Annotated in this window: 3 protein-coding genes; all 3 read left to right on the top strand. The window is 53.6% G+C overall.

Annotated features, from left to right (window positions below; translation table 11 throughout):
* Window positions 1-315, top strand: a 315-nt coding sequence (locus GPK39_RS09155; RefSeq protein ID WP_215675175.1) for a hypothetical protein, incomplete at its 5' end; no start/stop codon positions are given.
* A 188-nt stretch (window positions 316-503) separates the two neighbouring features.
* The gene (locus tag GPK39_RS09160; RefSeq protein ID WP_055310766.1) at window positions 504-779 is read left to right on the top strand and encodes a type II toxin-antitoxin system RelB/DinJ family antitoxin; all 276 of its coding nucleotides are present in this window, start codon (window positions 504-506) and stop codon (window positions 777-779) included.
* Window positions 776-1,075: a type II toxin-antitoxin system RelE/ParE family toxin gene (locus tag GPK39_RS09840; protein WP_117641041.1), complete on the top strand. Its 300-nt coding sequence runs from the start codon at window positions 776-778 to the stop codon at window positions 1,073-1,075. Before GPK39_RS09160 ends, GPK39_RS09840 begins: the two co-directional genes overlap by 4 nt.
* The last annotated feature ends 565 nt before the right edge of the window (window positions 1,076-1,640 follow it).

Here is a 1,640-nt window from a genome sequence, read left to right on the forward strand (position 1 = left end):
ACTGGCGGGCGCGACGTGCCGGGCGGAGAGGCGGGTGAGCCTTCCTCCGATGCCGACCCCGCTGCCGGAGAGCCCACCACGGGGCCCACGGCAAATCCCTCGCTGAAACCCGCGGCCGCGACAACCAAGACAACAACGACAATAACCAAGACCACGGTCGCCAAAGTCCCCAAGCCCAAGCCTGCTACGACAACGACGTCGTCTCTCCCCAAGACCGGCGACAGCAACTGGATCGCCGCTTCTGCGACGCTTTTCCTGCTGGGGACAGTGCTTCTAGGTGCCGCATATCGCTGTTGGGGCGTGCGGCATACCTAGCTGCAATACAAGATCCCAGTTGAAGCTTTAAAGGCAACGCTTTCCGAAAGGGAGCGTTGCCTTTTTACTGCATGCAATGTATGACGTGCCGTACCACTAAAAGGCTTAGTTAATTGATTGTAATTACACAATCTACTAGTGTATGTGCGTTATACTAAGGTTGCACTCACACGATTGGAGGGTCCAAAATGGCAAGCTCAACATTAACCATTAGGGTTGACGATGACCTCAAACGCGAGGCAGCAGAAGTGGCTGATTACTATGGACTTGATTTGTCGTCCGTGACGCGCGCATTCTTCAAGCAAATGGTCAACACCCATCGCATCCCGTTGACTTTTGCCCCTGAGGAGCCCAATGCCGAAAGCCTTGAGGCCATTCGCGAGGGGGACGCGTTTCTTGCATCTGGCAAAAAAGGACGTTTTGACAATGGCGCCGATCTTATCGCTGCGGCGATGGCACAATGAGCACGTTAACCGCAGAGTTCTCTGCAGCCTTCTCCCGCGATTTAAAGAAAAAAGCAAAGCGCCGTAAATGGGATCTATCCGAGCTTCAAAAGCTAATTGACCTGGTGCTACAGAATACACCCGAGTCAATGGACATATTAAAACGACGTCATAATATGCACCGGCTAAGCGGCAACTGGGCAGGGCGAAACGAATGTCACGTAGCAAACTCTGGCGACTGGCTTGTCATATGGTCATCAAACGAAGAGGTAGCTTTCTTCGAACGCACCGGCAGCCATGATGAGCTGTTCCGATAGCTCCCTTAATATCGACACCACCAAAGCTATCCGGATTTCAAGCAAATGACATCCTATTTGTTCAACATTGTTGGAGATTTAGCTGCGCAATGATGATTGCCTCCCATCCTAGGCTGGAATATCGTCTCCAAACCAGGCCCTGGCAGCGGTTTGCTCTGCAAAAGGTTGCGCAATGTGCTCGCCGGTAGATCCTGCGTGTGGCCATACGCTACCAGACTCTTCCTTTTCATCGACAGGTTCCTTAAAGCGATGGCCCAACACTGTCGGTGAGCGGAATGCGGCAAACTGCGCCCCCGCGTTCTCTATCGAGGTGCGTCGATCCTAGGTACGAGGGGTTCGCCCAGATCGAGACGACCTATTAAGGCATCTCTGTCCCTGTCGTCTCGATGAACACCTTCGACCTGACTCATGCCTTACGCGATGTTCGGACAAACTCGGTTATAGCGATTTGCCTTCTCATTAAAAGGGACTGCAAGATGTTTACCGCCATGGCCTGCCTATGCGTTTTGCTGGGCGGGCCTTCTTATGCCGCGGGCGCGGAGAGCCTCATCATCGCGGGCGCGAC

It is taken from the genome of Collinsella aerofaciens (assembly GCF_018785245.1).
GTDB classification, from domain to species: Bacteria; Actinomycetota; Coriobacteriia; order Coriobacteriales; family Coriobacteriaceae; genus Collinsella; species Collinsella aerofaciens_AD.